Here is a 15,383-nt window from a genome sequence, read left to right as displayed (position 1 = left end):
GGATTGAAGCGCCAGACCATCAGCGCCATGACAGCGGGATGTCGCCGCGAATGGCCGTCAACAGCGGGCCCACAGCGGCCATGGAGGGGCGCAGATTGAGGGCGATGAACATGATGCCGAGCATCAGCCACAGGGCGGGACGGGTGGTTGAGCGAACGTTTTCCATAAGCGGACCTTGATTGGCAGTGGGCCGATTAGGCGCGTGCGATCTGCAGGCCGCAAATCAGAAAGTCCGGAGATGTATTTAGAAGTTAAATACTGCTAGCGGCGATGTTGTGCCAATGAGGGCGAGCGGCCTTCGATACCGACGGTCCATCGGCGCAACCGGCGAAGGTGACAGGCGATGGCGGTTGACCCTGGCCTGAACGGAACTGAATGAAAGCTGAACAATTCTCAAATAATTCGAAAGTTTCTGTCTGTCACCTGAAGCCAACCATTAATTGGCTTCTTTTTCACAAAAAATTGATGGGCGACGGCCTAAAGTTCTCGCCGTCGCGGTAAACGGAACATTTTCGCATTTGCCGAGGCCTTTCTTTTCAGGAACAACCGACCCCCATGTTGAAGATAAAAGCCGTGCGCCCTGAGTGGGTGACATTGATTGCCAGTGCCTTTTTGTTGGTCGCCTTCAATTTTGTTTTGTGGCAGCACCTGTTCGACATTACCGCGGCTGACGGCAAGGGCATCGTCATGCGAGTTGCCTTCGGGGCGATGATTCTCGCGGCCTTCAATATTATCCTGACCTTGCTGGCTTTCCGCCCTGTCCTTAAGCCGATTCTGACCCTGCTGTTCATGGTCAGTGCAGGCGTCGCTTATTTCATGAGTCAGTATGGTGTCTTGATTGACGCCGGCATGTTCCGCAATTTCGCGGAGACGAATGCCACGGAAGTGCGTGACTTACTGTCGATAAAGTTGCTGGTTTATATAGTGCTGCTGGGTGTTTTACCCTCGGTCCTTTTGTGGAAAACCCCCATCAGCTACCGCCGCTGGCACCGCGAACTGCTCAGTAAGGTGTTGGTGAGTGTGGCGTCGGTAGCGGTTATCGGTGGTGTTGCGCTGGTCAACTATCAAGGCCTGTCGTCGTTGTTTCGCAATCACCATGAGTTGCGCCTGATGATGGTGCCGAGCAACTACATCGGTGCTTCGTTCGGTTACTTGCGTGAGCAGGTCGTGTCCGCCCATCAACCCTTTGTCAAAATCGGTGAAGATGCCCAGCGAAATCCGGCCTGGCAAACCCACAACCGTAAATCCCTGACGGTTCTGGTGGTGGGTGAAAGTGCCCGGGCGGAGAACTTCGGCATTCTTGGTTACAACCGCGACACGACCCCCAAGCTTAATAAGGAAGCGGGTCTGATCGCATTTACCAATGTGCATTCCTGCGGGACTGAAACCGCAGTCTCGGTGCCTTGCATGTTCTCCAACCTGGGGCGCAATCATTACAGCGCCAGCAAGGCGAAGAATGAAGAAGGCCTGCTGGACGTACTCAAGCGTGCGGGGCTGGATGTGATCTGGCGCGACAACCAGTCCGGTTGTAAAGGTACTTGCGATCGGGTCACGCTCGATGATGTCAGTAACCTGAAGGACCCGGTGTTGTGCGCCAACAGCGAATGCCGAGATGAAATCCTGCTCCAAGGTTTGCAGCACTTCATCGATACCTTGAGCAAAGACACTGTATTGGTCCTGCACCAGATGGGCAGCCACGGTCCGGAATACTTCAAGCGTTACCCGAAAGAGTTCGAACGCTTCACGCCCGTCTGTGAAAGCAATGCACTGGACAACTGCAGCCGTGAAAGTATCGTCAATGGCTATGACAACACGCTGGTGTATACCGACCATGTGTTGTCGACCTTGATCGATCTGCTGCGCAGCAATCAGCAAAAAGTCGATACCGCAATGCTCTATTTGTCGGATCACGGCGAATCCCTGGGGGAATACAATTTGTTTCTCCACGGCACGCCTTACATGTTGGCGCCGGAACAACAGAAGCATGTTGCGATGCTGGCCTGGTTTTCCGATAGCTATCAGAAGTCGTTCTCGGTAGACACCGGTTGCCTGCAACAGGGGCGTGAAAAACCCCTGAGCCAGGACAACCTGTTCCATTCGATGTTGGGTCTGCTGCAGGTCAACAGCAAGACCTATGACCAGGGTCTGGATATGTTTGCCGGATGCCGTGGTGCGGTGAAAGACGGTGTGTTGGCCAAAAAGTAACTGGATCTTTTTTTCATACGGCGACCGCTAAAACTACGATCAAGAGTCATTGCACATGTCCGCTCAGTCCCCATCCGCCATCGAACTCGAGTTCGCCCGGCGCTACGATCAGGAGCACGCCCGCGTCTGTCTGCAGCCGCGGGCGCAGGGCCTGGTCGAGCGTCTGGCGTTCTGGCGTGAAGAGCGACTGGTACGCAATGCGCTCAAGGTCGCTGGCGAGCCAGGCCTGATCCTCGACGTGGCATGTGGCGTCGGGCGCTTCTGGAAAGTGCTGGCCGAGCATGGGAATCGGGTGATCCTTGCCTCCGATCCGTCCCAGGACATTCTCGATCATGCCCGGACCCACCATCCGCAGGGTCTGTTGAAACGGATAAGGACCTTTCAAAGCTCAGCGTTCAACATCGGCTTGTCGGAAAATGCGGTCGACTGCATTTGTTGCATGCATCTGTTTCAGCACATTGCCTGCTCCGAGCATCGTTTGGCGCTGCTGCGCGAGTGTCATCGGGTCGGTCGCGATACCGTGATTGTCGCCGTACGGGTCAGCGGGCGGTTCAAGGGGCGCCGTACGGACGAGGAGGGGCATGCAGCCTGTCCGCTGGTCAGCAAGGCCGAAGTGGAAGCCGAGTTCAAGCAGGCGGGTTTCTGCGTACTCAGCCATCAGGACTTCCTGCCAGGCTTCGCGCCGATGCGGGTTTATGTACTGCGCAAGGCCGGCTAACCCCTCGCTGTCGGACTATTCTTTCTATCCGTCAGGTGTTTTCGCTAATGCTCTTGTTCAGTGGATGCGCGGAAATCGCCGGGGGCGATATATACTGCGCGCCATTCTTCAAGGGAGAGCCGTGTGGCCATCGATATTCACTGGATTCGCGACAACGATAGCCTCGGTCGGTTTTGTACCGAGTGGCAGCAGTTGCCCTACGTTGCCCTCGACACCGAATTCATGCGGGTCGACACCTTCTATCCCATCGCGGGCCTGTTGCAGGTGGGCGATGGCGTACGCGCTTACCTGATCGATCCGCTGACCATCGACAACTGGCAGCCCTTGGCCGCACTGCTGGAGAACCCGGCGGTGGTCAAGGTCGTCCACGCCTGCAGCGAAGACCTCGAGGTCCTGCTGCGCCTGACGGGCAGCCTGCCGGCGCCATTGTTCGATACCCAGCTGGCTGCCGCTTACCTGAACCTGGGCTTCTCCATGGGGTATTCGCGCCTGGTGCAGGAAGTGCTCGGTATCGACCTGCCCAAGGGCGAGACCCGTTCCGACTGGTTGCAACGTCCGCTTTCCGAAACCCAGATCAGCTACGCCGCCGAAGATGCCGTGCACCTGGCCGAAGTGTTCGTGAAGCTTCGGCCGAAGCTTTCCGACGACAAATACGCCTGGGTCCTGGAAGACGGTGCCGAACTGGTGGCCAACCTGCGCCGCGAGATCGACCCGTACGAGGTCTATCGCGACGCCAAGCTGGCCTGGAAACTGTCCCGCGCCCAACTTGCCGTACTGCGCGAGCTCTGCGCCTGGCGTGAGAAAGAAGCCCGCGCCCGTGACCTGCCGCGCAACCGGATCATCCGCGAACATTCGCTGTGGCCACTGGCCCGGACGCAGCCGGACAACCTCGGCGCGTTGGCGAAAATCGAAGACATGCACCCGCGTACCGTGCGTCAGGACGGCGAATTTCTGCTTGATCTGATCAAGCGCTCTGGCAGTGTGTCGCCGGATCAATGGCCGCCCGCCGTGCCGGAGCCCTTGCCGGTGGACGCCGCCGCGTTGCTCAAGCAAATGAAAGCCATCGGCCAGGCCGAGGGCGAGCGCCTGAACATCGCGCCGGAACTGATGTTGCGCAAGAAAACCCTGGAAGCGCTGCTCAAAAGCGGCTTCCCCAATGGTCCCTACCAATTGCCTGATTCGTTGCGTGGCTGGCGCCGCGAATTGATGGGCCAGGCGCTGCTCGACAGCCTGGCCACCGCCGGAGAACAGCCTTGAAACGTATTTGCTCCATCTACCGCAGTTCGAAAAGAAACGAAATGTACCTGTATGTGCTCAAGAGCGATGCTCTGGAGCGTGTGCCCGAGCCCTTGATGATTGCCTTTGGCAAGCCCATCCACGCCTTCGACCTGGTGCTGAGCCCGGAGCGCAAACTGTCGCGCGAAGACATCACCGTTGTGCTGGAAAACCTCGAAAAACAAGGCTATCACCTGCAAATGCCACCGGCCGAGGATGAGTACATCGAGCACTTGCCGGAAGAGTTGCTGCGCCGCAACGACCCTATGTAATCGGCGGACAGGCTCTGTTCAGAGCCTTTGTGACCCACTGGAATGATTTTGGCGATGGCCATGCCGACGGAGCGAAACGCTGTCGGCGGTCGTCTGCAGCGTTTTTTTGAAAGGTTGAAGCATGCGCGTTCTGATTGCTGAACACGACCACCCTGTGTACGCCCAACTGTTGCGTGAAGCAGCGCCCGACCTGGAAGTGCTGACCAGCGGTGATTCCGCCGAGCTGGCCCGCCAGGCGGCCGACTGTCCGGTCTGGCTCGGACAGCCCGACCTGCTGGCGACGCTGCTGCGTCAAGGCCATCAGCCGCAATGGCTGCAATCGACCTGGGCCGGCATCACGCCGCTGTTGGCCGACGGTTTGCCAAGGCACTATCGCCTGACACGTGCAGTGGGGATTTTTGGTCAGGTCATGGCTGAATACGTACTCACCTACATGCTTGGGCACGAACGGGAAGTGCTGGCGCGGTTGGTCAGCCAGGTCGAGCGCAAGTGGGACAGTCGCCATGGGCAAAGCCTGGCGGGACGCAAGGTGTTGATTGTCGGCACCGGTGACATCGGCCAGACCGTGGCGCAGTTTCTTCAACCCTTTGGCGTCGAACTGTACGGTATCGCCAGTTCGGCCCGCGAGCAGGCACCGTTTGTCGAAGTCGGTTCGCTCGACGATTTGCCGCGTCTGGTCGGTGAAGTCGATTACGTGATCAACCTGCTGCCCAATACACCGAATACCCACGATATTTACAACGCCGCGTTGTTCAAACAGTTCAAGCCGACCGGTTTGTTCATCAACGTCGGGCGCGGTGTGGCAGTGGTCGATGCGGACCTGGTGGAAGCCTTGAAAGAAGGGCACCTGGTGGGTGCCGTGATCGACGTCTGCCGTCAGGAACCCTTGCCGCAACGTCATCCTTTCTGGACGGCCTGGGGCTTGCTGCTGACCGGTCACAGCTCGGCACCGACCTCGCCATCGTTGATGGTGAAGCTGTTTGTCGAGAACCTGCGGGCTTATCAGGCCGGTGAGGCGTTACGCGGGGAAGTGGATTTCAATCGCGGGTATTGAGTCCACCGCGGACTTGAATATTGGGCAAAACCTGTGGGAGCAAGCTCGCTCCCACTAGGCGTTTCGCTATTGCTTAGAGGGTGAAATCACCTTCAGCCGCCAGCTCGCTCAACGGACGGCGCGGGCTCGGCTCTTCACGGGCTTGCAGGTAGTCGGCCAGTGTCGACTTGTCGCCCAGTTTGCCGATCGCCACGGCGGCGTGCAGGGCGTAGCCTTCAGGAATCTTCAACTCTTTGCGCGTCAGCGCTTGATCGAAGCCGGCCATGCCGTGGGTATGCCAGCCGCTGATGCTTGCCTGCAGCGCCAGATGACCCCAGGCCGCACCGGTGTCAAAGGTGTGCCACAGGGCCGGGGTTTCTTCGGTGGCGCCGGGCACGGCGAAGGTGGTTTTCGATACCACGATCACCAGGGCCGAGGCATGTTGCGCCCAACTGCGGTTGAATTCGTTCAGCAGACCCAGATAACGCTCCCAGTTCGGCGTATCCCGACGCGCGTAGAGAAAGCGCCAAGGCTGCGAGTTGTACGCCGACGGTGCCCAGCGCGCGGCTTCGAAAAAGCTCAGCAGCGTTTCTTCGGGAATGGCTTCGCCGGTGAAGGCGCGCGGCGACCAGCGATGGGTGAATTGAGGGTGGATGGCATAGTCGGCAACGCGTGGGTTGGCACTCATCAACAGATTCCTTGCTAGGTTTTAAAGTGTGGGGCGAGGCAAAACCCTACTTGGCGGCGCAAAAACTGACAAGCGCGTTCTACCGACAGTCGCCAACGCTTGGCCGACGGGCCTTGCGGCACTAGACTGGCGGCCTTTTCACCACCTGATGTTGATGCTTGAGCCATGGCCGCCAAAGTCGAACCGTTCTGGATACGCAAAACCCTCGATCAACTGGATCACGAGGAATGGGAATCGCTGTGCGACGGCTGCGGCCTTTGCTGCCTGCAAAAGCTCGAGGATGAAGACGACAACAGCGTCTATTACACGCGCATCGCCTGCAAACTGCTGGACCTGAAAACCTGCCAGTGCACTGACTATCCCAACCGCCGTGACTTCGTGCCGGACTGCATCCAGCTCACGCCGGGCAAGGCGGACGAGTTCAAATGGCTGCCGCCGACCTGCGGTTATCGGCTGGTCAGCGAAGGCAAGGACCTGCCGCTGTGGCATCACCTGGTGTGCGGGGATCGTGACGCGGTGCATCACGAACGCATTTCCCAGTCCGGGCGCATGCTTGCCGAAGGCAGCGTGGCCGAAGAGGATTGGGAAGATCATCTGATTTTCCGTGCCGGTTGATCGTGGCGAGGGCGCTTGCTCCCGCTTGAGTGCGTAGCGCTCATAACCTGGGCAGTGATAACAAAAAAACGGGGCTGTTTTGCAGCCCGGCGCGAGCAAGCTCGCTCGCCACACTGGGAGTCTGTATGGCTGTGCGATGGCGGCGGGCGTTGATCATTGGGTTACTGACCCTGAGCTCGCCAGCGTGGGCGGCAGGCAAGAAAGTCGATCTGGATTACCACGTGCGCCTGTTGCCCCAGAGTGATCAGGCCGAGGTGAGACTGACCCTGGCCCAGGGCTCGGCGGTTCGCAGTCTGGATTTCGATCTCGGCGACGGCAGCCTTTACAGCGATTTCAAGGCCGATGGCCAATGGCAGCTGACGCCGGGCAAGCAAGCCCGTGGCGTTTGGCGCCCCGCGGCCGACAAGGCCAGCCTGACCTATCGCGTACGCATCAGCCACGGGCGCAAGAACGGCAGTTTTGATACGCGCATGACCCCGTCCTGGGCGCTGATGCGCGGCGACGACCTGGTGCCCGCCGCCAAACTCGATCAACAGGATGGCATCGAGCTGATTTCACGCCTCGAGTTCGAGTTGCCCAGCGGTTGGAAAAGCGTTGAAACCGCCTGGCCACGGATCGGCAAGAACAAGTTCCGCATCGACAATGTTTCCCGACTGTTCGACCGGCCTACCGGCTGGATGCTTGCCGGGCACCTCGGCAGCCGTCGCACTCGACTCGGGGAAACCGAAGTCACCGTGGCCTCACCCCGAGGCCAGGGCATGCGCCGCATGGATGTGCTGACGTTGCTGACGTTTGTCTGGCCGCAAGTGCAAGCCGTGTACCCACGTCATCCCACCAAACTGCTGATTGTCGGCGCCAACGATCCGATGTGGCGCGGTGGCTCGGCGGCGCACGAGTCGATCTACCTGAACAGCCGTTTGCCATTGGTCAGCGAGAGTGGCTCCAGTACCTTGGTGCGTGAATTGGCCCAGGTGTTCGGACGGATCAACGATACGCAGCGCAGTGACTGGATCGGCGAAGGGTTTGCCGAGTACTACGCCATCGAACTGGTACGCCGTGCCGGTGGTATGAGTGACGAGCGTTATCAGAGCCTGCAGGAGCGGTTGAGCAAGGGCAGTCAGAACGTCACGACCTTGCGTGGTGAGCAGGTCAGCCCGGCGCAGGTTTCAAAAGCGGTGGTGTTGATGCAGGAACTGGATCGCGAAATTCGCCTGAAGACGCGCAACAAGCGTTCGCTGGATGACGTATTGCGCGGGGCGATGCGCTTGGAGAGCGTTGACACCAAGGCGTTCGTGCAGCTCAGCGAGAGCGTGCTTGGCGAGTCTTCCAACGTGTTGGATACCGCGCTGATCCAGTAAATCCGCCCTCGCTGGCAAGCCAGCTACAGCGGATTCTTGTCAGTCACACCCGTTGTGAGCGAAACCGATCAACTGTGGGAGCTGGCTTGCCACTGAAGAGGCCATGAGCCTCACCGCCAATCTCGGATCAAACCCCGGTTTTCGGCGACTTCAACGAGTCATTCCCAGTCGCCGCTTCGGCATTGGCCTTCAGCCGACTCAAGTCCTCACCGGCACGCTGAATCTTCGCTCGCACGTTGTCCATGTCCTGGCGGCTTTTTTCCAGCAGGCTTTTCGCCGAGCTGTGGCCAGTAATGCCGCGAGCCAGGGCAACGCCGCCGATGGCCACTTGAATCAAACCGAAGATGCCGCCGCGACGCAGGCCCTTGCCGACCATCACCACGCCACCGGCCAGGGAACCGATGCGCTCCCAACCCTGCACATTCTGTTCGGTGTGCGTCTGGAACGGGGTGGATTCGATACGCTCAACGCGTTTGAGTTCGCTCATGATCTGTCTCCAGGCAGGATCGGGAATGGATAGTTAAGCTGACTGCCGGGGCGGTCAGCTCGTTCCATCGGATGTGCGGCGATTCAGCGGAATTTCGGCCCCGAACGGGTGTTGAGCCCCTTGGCCATGCGGTCGTAAAGCACAACGTTGACCGTAGCGGCCAGGTTCATGCAACCGGTGGTCGGGATGTAGACCACGTCTTCGCACCAGTCGCGAATCTCTTTATCCAGCGAGCCGTCTTCCGGACCGAAGATGTACAGCGCGCGGTCCGGGTGCGTGTATTCCGGCAGCGGGCGAGCGCCTTCCACCAGCTCCACGGCAACGGGAACACAATTGAGGGGCAGGATTTTTTTCAGGTCGTCGATGCCGATCAGCGGGATGTCGTAGTGCACGCGCTTGGTGTCGGTGACGAAATCGGCGGCGCGCTCATAGCGCTTGCCGGTGTAGAACACCGACGCCACGCCGTAGCAGCCAGCGGCGCGCATCACCGAACCGACGTTCTCCGGTGATTTGGGGTTATACAAACCAATGCAGCTGTACCGTTTGTCTGCCACGAGCGAAGCGCCTTTCAGGAAAAAAGCGCGATTATACGGGGTTTGCGGGCGGGCCGCTGATTCGGCGACAGGCTCACTGTGTCGCCGGCGTCAGCGCCTTGATCCTGTCCATCATGGCATTCCCGGCCTTGTCGATCTGGTCGTTTTCCGGGGTTTTGCTGGCGGACCCGTCGGTATCGACGCCGGCCAGGATTTCGGCAAGATTGTTGAAGTGACCGGTTTTCTTCTCGGTGTCTGCGGAATCCTTGCTGCCATTGGCATACTGATTCAATGCGTCTGCCAACGTCATGTGCTGAGACAGCCACTGCGGTGTGTTTTTCTCTTCTGGACTCATGTTTTCGAGGAAGTTCAACGCCGCCTTGGCCCGACCGACCGGGTCATTGGCGAAAGGGTCTTTCCAGTTTTTCTTCTGATCATCGGGGCCGCTGTAGTGGCCAGACGCCAGTCGAGCCTGCTGTTGCATCAGCCCTCTGGCCGTATCCTGTTCGTCCTTCGAAAACAGTCCGCCTTCATTCGTCGCGACGGCATTGAGTGAACGACGATCCAGGTCACCCATCAGCGCATTGCGGTCTTCGACGCTGCCGCTGTAGGGCTTGTCGCCGGCATTCATTTGCGCGTATTTCTGATCCATGCGTTTGCGCGCATCGGTGGCCACTTCTTCGAATGTCTTGCCCGCTGAGCTGGAAACCGCGCCCGGTCGGGTGACACCCAGCACCAGGGCATCAGCGTTCATGCCAGCACGCACCGGAAAAAACGGTGCATTGTTGGCAATCGAGCCGCTGTAATCGGCGGCTGTTTTAGAGAGGCTCAGCGAGTCTTCATTCCTTGTTTTGCTGGCCGTCTGCTCGCTGTCACGGGCGATGGATCTGGCCTTCGCCTCGGACGTGTTGTTGTAGGCCACGATAGCGGCGCTGTTGAAGGTAGAAGTGACGTTCATAAAACGGGCCTGTCCATGTATGACGCGGTTCAGAGGCAACGTGAGCGTTCAGGGGCTTTGTTGGCGCTCAATGTATTGAACCTGATACATGGCAAGAACAGTGCCATCATGGGGTGGTGGCCATGTAATGGGCGCTTTGTAACGGTCTGGACACATTGCAGCTTGGGAAGGGGCGGGAAGTTTTTTGCCGTTAGCGGCAGGTTGTCGCCGGCTGCCGTCAGGTTTTGCCGGGTTATTGACACGATCCCTGCAGGAGCGAGCAATCTCGCTCCTGCAGGTGGTTTCAGTCTTCTTTTTTCATCAACCCCGCCAAAGCGGCAAACGGGTTATGGGTGGCCTTGGCGATTTTCGGCGTGCTCAGCGAGCCTTCGTCGAAATACTGCTGGTCGGTGTAGCGCGAATGTTCGTTGTCGTGGCAATACAGGCACAACAATTCCCAGTTCGAACCATCCTGAGGGTTGTTGTCGTGGTTATGGTCACGGTGGTGCACGGTCAGTTCGCTCAAGCGCTTGCCGGAGAACTCACGGGCGCAGCGGCCGCATACGTGCGGGTACATCTTCAGGGCCTTGTCGCGGTAACCCATTTCCTTGTCGCGCTGGTTGTCGGCGAGGATGCGATCCAGCTTCGAGGTATTGGTCGGGGTGGACGAACTCATGGGTTCACCTTTGTAAAAGACTAATGACGGTTATGACGTAAGTTTAGCTTAGCCCTTGAGCTTCTCGGCAATCCAGATGGTGTGCCGGGTGCCCTTGTTGCCATGGGCGAAGACTTGCACTTCCTCGGCCTTGAAACCGGCCTTTTTCAGCTTGTCGGAAAATTGCCGGTCGGCGCTGGCCGACCAGACCGCCAGCACGCCCTTGGGCCGCAGGGCCTTGGCGCAGGCGCTCAAGCCGCCAGCGGAGTACAGCCAGCTGTTGGCCCTCTGGGTCAGGCCTTCGGGGCCGTTGTCGACATCGAGCATGATCGCATCGAAGCCCTGCGGCTCGGCTTGCAGCACTTTGGCCACGTCTTCCATGCGGATGACCGTGCGCGGGTCGAGCAGCGGGTTGCCGGACTTTTCGCCCAACGGCCCGCGATTCCACTCGACCACGCCGGGCACCAGTTCCGCGACCACCACTTCGGCGGTCTTGCCCAGATGCTTGAGCGCCGAGGCCAGGGTAAAACCCATGCCCAGGCCGCCGATCAGCACCCGTGAATTCGGGCGGCCGGCGACCTTGCGGCAGGGGATTTCGGCCAGCGCATCCTCGGAGCCGTGCATGCGCGTGTTCATCAGTTGCCCGCCGTCACCCCCCTGGATCTTGATGACGAAATCCTCGCCGTACTCGAACAGGCACAGGGCTCCGCCATTTTCAGGGATTGGCGCGGTGTCGAGCAGTACGAAACGTTTCATGGGGTTCTCTTGAGAAGAATTGGCAAGACGGGGAGGGCAAACGCGCGCAGTTGGGAGTAGCCTGCACATGACAACAAGGCCAACGGAGCCATTGATGAAGCGCACCATTCTAACGGTCATTGCCCTGGCCGCGCTCTCGATTACTGCAGTGCAGGCCCAACAGCAGCAAACCACGCCCGTCACTCCCGCGCCGCTGCCCGGCTCGCCTGGCACCGCGACGCCCACACCCTATCCGCAAATCAGCCCGGCGCCCATGCCGAAAGTCGGCCCCGGCAGTGGTGGTCCGCCATTGGTGCCGATCGAGATGCCCAGCCCGCCGACCAAGGACCAACCGGTGCCCGGGATTGAGCCCAACCCGCCGAAAACCAAATCGCCCGGGGGTTAGACCTGCTGTAAAAGCAGTTGCCCGTCGGCCATGCGCAAGCGTTTGGAGAGCGAAACGGCGAGGGCCCGGATGATCTTGGCGGCGATTTTTGGCGCGTCGTTGAGCATCTTTTCCAGGGAGTCCTTGCCCAGGTTGAGCAACTGACAGTTGCTCGCGGCCACGCAACCGGCTGAGCGACGTTCGCCGTCAAGCACCGCCATTTCGCCGAAGGAGCGTCCGCTGCGCAGGGTTGCGATGGTCACCAGTTGTCCGTCGCCGGTGGTCTTCTGTACCGCCACTTGCCCGGTGTGGATGATGCACATGAAGCTGCCGGCATCGCCCTCGTGGAAAATCTCTTCGCCCTGGGCAATGGTGCTGATGCTGAAATAGCCCGAGGCGGCGGCAAAGTCCGCTGGCAGCAATTGGTTGAACAGGCCGCAGTCCATCAGCCAGTCGCGGATTTCGTTGTTGAGCAAGGTCGGTTCTGACATGTCGTGCGGTCTTTTTGTTGTGTCTGATGGCGGCTTTTTGAGTATCCCCAATCCCTTGTGGGAGCGAGCCTGCTCGCGAAGGGGTCTGCACATTCAAGATCAATGTTGACTGATTCGACGCTTTCGCGAGCAGGCTCGCTCCCACAGGGATCTTCGTTGTATCGGGTCCGGTGTGCTGGTCTTGAGACCGGTTCGTCGGGCCAAGTTCCTCAGGCGATCCCCAAAACCTTAAACAAAAACGCGTATTCGAGTGCTGCGTCACGCAATCCCTGATACCGACCACTCATCCCGCCGTGCCCGGCGCCCAGTTCAGTCTTGAGCAGCAGGGCGTTGGAGTCGGTTTTGGTCGCACGCAATTTGGCCACCCACTTGGCGGCTTCCCAGTACTGCACGCGGCTGTCGTTGTAGCCGGCAATCACCAGCGTCGCCGGATACGCTTGGGCAGAGACGTTTTCGTACGGGGCGTAGGCCTTGATCCGATCATAGACGTCCGGTTCTTCAGGGTTGCCCCATTCGTCGTATTCAGTGACGGTCAGCGGCAGGTCCGGGTCGAGCATGGTGTTGAGCACGTCGACGAACGGCACTTCGGCAATCGCCGCGCCGAACAACTCCGGTCGCTGGTTGAGCACCGCGCCGATCAGCAGGCCACCGGCACTGCCACCGCTGATCGCCAGTTGCGCGGCACTGGTGAAGCCATTGGCGATCAAGTGTTCGGCGCAGGCGATGAAGTCACTGAACGTGTTGTGTTTGTGTTCCTGCTTGCCGGCGCGATACCAGGCTTCACCCAGTTCACCGCCGCCGCGCACGTGAGCGATGGCAAACGCCATGCCGCGATCGAGCAGGCTGAGGCGGGCGTGGGAGAACCACGGGTCGAGGCTTTCACCATAGGCGCCGTAGCCATATAGATACAACGGCACCGGTTGGCCGAGCGCTTCGCGTTTGACCACCAGGCTGATCGGCACCTGCGTACCGTCCGGCGCGGTGGCCCACAGGCGCTGGCTGACATAGGCGTCGGCGTCGAACGGGCCGAGCACCGGGGTTTGCTTGAGGACTTTTTGATCGCCCGTGTTCAGTTCCAACTGGCGGATTTGCGCCGGACGGTTCAACGCTTCATAGCGCAGCCGAATCCGCTCGCTGACGAACTCCAGGCTGTTTTGCACATGCAGGCTGTAGGCCGCGTCCGGCAGTTGCACCCGGTAGCTCGGCAGGTCTTGCGGGTGCACTTCGATGATCGGCAAGCCGCCTTCGCGCAGGCTGAGCGTCATGGCCCCGGCGTTCAGGCTCATGCCGTCGATCATCACGGAGTCGCTATGGGGGATCAGGCTCTGCCAATCGGCTTCGTTCGGTGCCACACCACTGTCAACCGCGGTGTACAAGGCGAAGTTGATGCCGTCGCGGTTGCTGCGGATGAACCAGGTCCATTGGTCGTCGCGCGCGCCATGGTCGACGTCGTACTCGTGATCCTCGACCCGTGGCGCGATGCAGCTGAAGGCTTGCTGCGGCTGGTTGGCGTCCAGCACCCAGACTTCGCTGGTGGTCTTGCTGCCCAGGGACAGCAGTAATTGCTGTTCGGAACTCGAGCGGTAGCAATGCATGAAGAACCGGCCGTCCGGCTCATGAAACACTTCTTCGGCCGCCGTGCCGTCGAGGCGATAGCGGTACAGCTTGTGCGGACGATGGGTGTCGTCCAGCTCGCCGAAAAACAGGGTCAGGCTGTCGTTGGCCCAGGTCATGCTGCCATCGCAGTCCTGAAACTCCAGTTCGCTGACGCGGCCGTCGGACAATTCCTTCACGAACAGCGTGTAAATCTCATCGCCCGTTGAGTCGACGCTGTAGGCCAGGCGCTGGTGGTCCGGGCTGATGCTGAATGCACCCAGGGAGAAAAAGCCGCCATTGGCCAACAGGTTCGGGTCAAGCAGCAGTTGTTCCCGGCTTTCATCGAGTTGCAGGCTGTCGTCGGCCGGGCGCGGGCAGCGATAGTGGCGGGAATATTCGTCACCCGCGGTGGTGCGCGTGTAATACAGGTAAGGTCCCCACGGGGAGGGCAGGGACAGGTCGGTTTCGAGAATCCGGCCCTTGATCTCTTCGAACAGGGTTTCACGCAGCCCGGCCTGATCGGCGGTTTGCGCCTCCTGATAGCTGTTTTCAGCCTTGAGGTAGTCGAGCACTGCATCGGTATCGCGCTCTTGCAGCCAGGCATACGGGTCGGAACCTTCGGCCTTGTGGGCAACCGGAGCGTCGCAAAGGGTGGCGGATAGCGGCATGGAGGACTCTCGAACTGAATACGGAATAGGGTTTTAAACCTGTGGGAGCGAGTTTGCTCCGGGCGGCGTTCCGACGATAGCGTTCTGACAGTCAGTATGGATGCTGGATGTGCTGGCCTCATCGCGAGCAAGCTCGCTCCCACAGGTACTGTGTCCCGACCGGCTGCCATTGATGCAGCCTGAAGGACGAAAAGTCGTTATCATAAGCGCCTCTTTGCCTGCCTTGCCATGGACACCATGACCGAGAACGACTATCTGATCGCTTGGGGCCTCTACGCCTTTGCCGCTTTGGGCTGCCTGTTGGTGTGGATGCGTATCACCCGCTGGATGTGGCGTTGGCTGCGTGAGCCGCTGCGGTTGCTGGTGGCGGTGCTGCTGTTTTCCCCGACCATCATCGACCCCGTGAAGGAAAAGGTTGCCCCGGCCATCGCCATTACAGCCCTTGATCTGTTGTTCAAGGTCGGCAACAACGCGTGGCGGGCGATCTCCGATCTGTTCATGTACGGCATGATCGCGTTCGGCATTTACCTGGTGTTCGTGGCGATCCGCTTCCCGATCGAGCGCGCTTCCAATGCGCGCAAGGAAAGGGCCGCCGCCGCCAAAGCGGCCGCGCTTGCCGAGGAACCGGAAGAGGAGCGTGCCTTTGGCGGCGCTGGCGACGATCGCTATGGTCGTCCCCCTGTTCCGAGCAATCCCCAGCGTATGCGGGTTGAACCCCGTCTGTAACGTCGC

At 59.7% G+C, this 15,383-nt stretch carries 17 protein-coding genes and 1 pseudogene; 9 read left to right on the top strand and 9 right to left on the bottom strand.

Annotation, left to right across the window (positions count from 1 at the left end; translation table 11 throughout):
• Nucleotides 1–25 precede the first annotated feature (25 nt).
• Nucleotides 26–166: pseudogene (locus ACX3YF_RS30780) on the bottom strand (MFS transporter); the annotation flags it as partial.
• Between the two features lie 389 nt (nt 167–555).
• Here ACX3YF_RS30780 and ACX3YF_RS30775 point away from each other — a divergent pair.
• The 5 genes from ACX3YF_RS30775 to ACX3YF_RS30755 all read left to right on the top strand — a co-directional run bounded on the left by ACX3YF_RS30775 (nt 556) and on the right by ACX3YF_RS30755 (nt 5,524).
• Nucleotides 556–2,205 carry a phosphoethanolamine transferase gene (locus ACX3YF_RS30775; protein ID WP_130208572.1) on the top strand — a complete coding sequence of 550 codons (1,650 nt, stop codon included), beginning with the start codon at nt 556–558 and terminating at the stop codon, nt 2,203–2,205.
• 55 nt (nt 2,206–2,260) lie between these two features.
• Nucleotides 2,261–2,923 (top strand): class I SAM-dependent methyltransferase, encoded by a 663-nt coding sequence (locus ACX3YF_RS30770; RefSeq protein ID WP_130208570.1) that lies wholly within the window; start codon nt 2,261–2,263, stop codon nt 2,921–2,923.
• 123 nt (nt 2,924–3,046) lie between these two features.
• Nucleotides 3,047–4,180: a ribonuclease D gene (gene rnd, locus ACX3YF_RS30765; protein ID WP_130208568.1), complete on the top strand. Its 1,134-nt coding sequence runs from the start codon at nt 3,047–3,049 to the stop codon at nt 4,178–4,180.
• Nucleotides 4,177–4,470, top strand: a complete 294-nt coding sequence (locus ACX3YF_RS30760; protein ID WP_130208566.1) for a YcgL domain-containing protein — start codon at nt 4,177–4,179, stop codon at nt 4,468–4,470. The genes rnd and ACX3YF_RS30760 overlap by 4 nt, the downstream gene beginning before the upstream one ends.
• A gap of 121 nt (nt 4,471–4,591) precedes the next feature.
• The gene (locus ACX3YF_RS30755; RefSeq protein WP_196585616.1) at nt 4,592–5,524 is read left to right on the top strand and encodes a D-2-hydroxyacid dehydrogenase; all 933 of its coding nucleotides are present in this window, start codon (nt 4,592–4,594) and stop codon (nt 5,522–5,524) included.
• Nucleotides 5,525–5,597: 73 nt separating this feature from the next.
• On the opposite strand, the gene ACX3YF_RS30750 is transcribed toward ACX3YF_RS30755, so the two are convergent.
• Nucleotides 5,598–6,191: a nitroreductase family protein gene (locus tag ACX3YF_RS30750; RefSeq protein ID WP_047526820.1), complete on the bottom strand. Its 594-nt coding sequence runs from the start codon at nt 6,189–6,191 to the stop codon at nt 5,598–5,600.
• Between the two features lie 165 nt (nt 6,192–6,356).
• Here ACX3YF_RS30750 and ACX3YF_RS30745 point away from each other — a divergent pair, with 165 nt between their 5' ends.
• Both ACX3YF_RS30745 and ACX3YF_RS30740 read left to right on the top strand, forming a co-directional pair.
• Nucleotides 6,357–6,806 (top strand): YcgN family cysteine cluster protein, encoded by a 450-nt coding sequence (locus ACX3YF_RS30745; RefSeq protein ID WP_047526821.1) that lies wholly within the window; start codon nt 6,357–6,359, stop codon nt 6,804–6,806.
• Between the two features lie 125 nt (nt 6,807–6,931).
• On the top strand, nt 6,932–8,164 hold the full coding sequence (locus tag ACX3YF_RS30740; RefSeq protein ID WP_204149544.1) for a hypothetical protein: 1,233 nt from the start codon (nt 6,932–6,934) through the stop codon (nt 8,162–8,164).
• Between the two features lie 127 nt (nt 8,165–8,291).
• On the opposite strand, the gene ACX3YF_RS30735 is transcribed toward ACX3YF_RS30740, so the two are convergent.
• The 5 genes from ACX3YF_RS30735 to ACX3YF_RS30715 form a co-directional block, all read right to left on the bottom strand.
• Nucleotides 8,292–8,651: a YgaP family membrane protein gene (locus ACX3YF_RS30735; protein ID WP_458945960.1), complete on the bottom strand. Its 360-nt coding sequence runs from the start codon at nt 8,649–8,651 to the stop codon at nt 8,292–8,294.
• Between the two features lie 83 nt (nt 8,652–8,734).
• Nucleotides 8,735–9,205 (bottom strand): RNA methyltransferase, encoded by a 471-nt coding sequence (locus ACX3YF_RS30730; protein WP_007911337.1) that lies wholly within the window; start codon nt 9,203–9,205, stop codon nt 8,735–8,737.
• Between the two features lie 73 nt (nt 9,206–9,278).
• Complete coding sequence (locus ACX3YF_RS30725; RefSeq protein ID WP_189340431.1) at nt 9,279–10,142, bottom strand: hypothetical protein; 864 nt, start codon at nt 10,140–10,142, stop codon at nt 9,279–9,281.
• Between the two features lie 283 nt (nt 10,143–10,425).
• The gene (locus ACX3YF_RS30720) at nt 10,426–10,797 is read right to left on the bottom strand and encodes a YajD family HNH nuclease (protein WP_007898702.1); all 372 of its coding nucleotides are present in this window, start codon (nt 10,795–10,797) and stop codon (nt 10,426–10,428) included.
• Nucleotides 10,798–10,845: 48 nt separating this feature from the next.
• The gene (locus ACX3YF_RS30715; RefSeq protein WP_130208558.1) at nt 10,846–11,532 is read right to left on the bottom strand and encodes a spermidine synthase; all 687 of its coding nucleotides are present in this window, start codon (nt 11,530–11,532) and stop codon (nt 10,846–10,848) included.
• A gap of 94 nt (nt 11,533–11,626) precedes the next feature.
• Between ACX3YF_RS30715 and ACX3YF_RS30710 the strand changes: the two genes are divergently transcribed.
• Nucleotides 11,627–11,917, top strand: coding sequence for a hypothetical protein (locus tag ACX3YF_RS30710; protein WP_130208556.1), 291 nt, complete (start codon nt 11,627–11,629; stop codon nt 11,915–11,917).
• Here ACX3YF_RS30710 and ACX3YF_RS30705 read toward each other — a convergent pair.
• On the bottom strand, nt 11,914–12,387 hold the full coding sequence (locus ACX3YF_RS30705) for a cyclic nucleotide-binding domain-containing protein (protein WP_458974810.1): 474 nt from the start codon (nt 12,385–12,387) through the stop codon (nt 11,914–11,916). The genes ACX3YF_RS30710 and ACX3YF_RS30705 overlap by 4 nt on opposite strands.
• 209 nt (nt 12,388–12,596) lie before the next feature.
• Nucleotides 12,597–14,651 (bottom strand): S9 family peptidase, encoded by a 2,055-nt coding sequence (locus ACX3YF_RS30700; protein ID WP_458974809.1) that lies wholly within the window; start codon nt 14,649–14,651, stop codon nt 12,597–12,599.
• A gap of 228 nt (nt 14,652–14,879) precedes the next feature.
• Here ACX3YF_RS30700 and ACX3YF_RS30695 point away from each other — a divergent pair, with 228 nt between their 5' ends.
• On the top strand, nt 14,880–15,377 hold the full coding sequence (locus tag ACX3YF_RS30695) for a hypothetical protein (RefSeq protein WP_047526866.1): 498 nt from the start codon (nt 14,880–14,882) through the stop codon (nt 15,375–15,377).
• The last annotated feature ends 6 nt before the right edge of the window (nt 15,378–15,383 follow it).

It is taken from the genome of Pseudomonas fluorescens group sp. PF-69 (assembly GCF_054481235.1).
The sequence above is the reverse complement of the archived record's forward strand: the minus strand, read 5'-3'. Positions and strand labels throughout refer to the sequence as shown.

Excerpts from the sequence above, each read along its gene's own strand:
- ACX3YF_RS30750 (WP_047526820.1), bottom strand. The coding sequence starts at position 6,191 with ATGAGTGCCAACCCACGCGTTGCCGACTATGCCATCCACCCTCAATTC.
- ACX3YF_RS30745 (WP_047526821.1), top strand. The coding sequence starts at position 6,357 with ATGGCCGCCAAAGTCGAACCGTTCTGGATACGCAAAACCCTCGATCAA.
- ACX3YF_RS30735 (WP_458945960.1), bottom strand. The coding sequence starts at position 8,651 with ATGAGCGAACTCAAACGCGTTGAGCGTATCGAATCCACCCCGTTCCAG.
- ACX3YF_RS30775 (WP_130208572.1), top strand. The coding sequence starts at position 556 with ATGTTGAAGATAAAAGCCGTGCGCCCTGAGTGGGTGACATTGATTGCC.
- ACX3YF_RS30755 (WP_196585616.1), top strand. The coding sequence starts at position 4,592 with ATGCGCGTTCTGATTGCTGAACACGACCACCCTGTGTACGCCCAACTG.
- ACX3YF_RS30695 (WP_047526866.1), top strand. The coding sequence starts at position 14,880 with ATGGACACCATGACCGAGAACGACTATCTGATCGCTTGGGGCCTCTAC.
- ACX3YF_RS30715 (WP_130208558.1), bottom strand. The coding sequence starts at position 11,532 with ATGAAACGTTTCGTACTGCTCGACACCGCGCCAATCCCTGAAAATGGC.
- ACX3YF_RS30700 (WP_458974809.1), bottom strand. The coding sequence starts at position 14,651 with ATGCCGCTATCCGCCACCCTTTGCGACGCTCCGGTTGCCCACAAGGCC.
- ACX3YF_RS30720 (WP_007898702.1), bottom strand. The coding sequence starts at position 10,797 with ATGAGTTCGTCCACCCCGACCAATACCTCGAAGCTGGATCGCATCCTC.
- ACX3YF_RS30740 (WP_204149544.1), top strand. The coding sequence starts at position 6,932 with ATGGCTGTGCGATGGCGGCGGGCGTTGATCATTGGGTTACTGACCCTG.
- ACX3YF_RS30705 (WP_458974810.1), bottom strand. The coding sequence starts at position 12,387 with ATGTCAGAACCGACCTTGCTCAACAACGAAATCCGCGACTGGCTGATG.
- ACX3YF_RS30725 (WP_189340431.1), bottom strand. The coding sequence starts at position 10,142 with ATGAACGTCACTTCTACCTTCAACAGCGCCGCTATCGTGGCCTACAAC.
- ACX3YF_RS30770 (WP_130208570.1), top strand. The coding sequence starts at position 2,261 with ATGTCCGCTCAGTCCCCATCCGCCATCGAACTCGAGTTCGCCCGGCGC.
- ACX3YF_RS30710 (WP_130208556.1), top strand. The coding sequence starts at position 11,627 with ATGAAGCGCACCATTCTAACGGTCATTGCCCTGGCCGCGCTCTCGATT.